The 333-nt window shown below is 73.6% G+C and carries 1 protein-coding gene; it reads right to left on the bottom strand.

Annotated elements, in window-relative coordinates; translation table 11 throughout:
- Window positions 1–333: polyketide synthase (locus tag IE172_RS34130; RefSeq protein WP_190101252.1), on the bottom strand; the 333-nt coding region annotated here is incomplete at both ends.

The following is a 333-nucleotide window of genomic DNA, read 5'->3' as shown; positions in this document are numbered from 1 at the left end:
GACACCGGCGACACCGGCGGCGGCCTGCGTGTGCCCGATGTTGGACTTCACCGAGCCCAGCCACAGGGGCCGGTCGGTCGGGCGGTCCTTGCCGTACGTGGCGAGGAGCGCCTGCGCCTCGATCGGGTCGCCCAGGGTCGTACCCGTGCCGTGCGCCTCGACGGCGTCGACCTGGTCGGGGGCGAGACCCGCGTTGGCGAGGGCCTGCCGGATGACCCGCTGCTGCGAGGGGCCGTTGGGGGCGGTGAGGCCGTTGCTGGCGCCGTCCTGGTTGACGGCTGTGCCCCGCACGATGCCCAGGACCGGGTGTCCATGCCGTTCGGCATCGGAGAA

It is taken from the genome of Streptomyces griseoflavus (assembly GCF_014649995.1).
Lineage (GTDB): Bacteria > Actinomycetota > Actinomycetes > Streptomycetales > Streptomycetaceae > Streptomyces > Streptomyces griseoflavus.
Note: the sequence above shows the minus strand (reverse complement) of the source record. Positions and strands in the feature narration are given on the sequence as shown.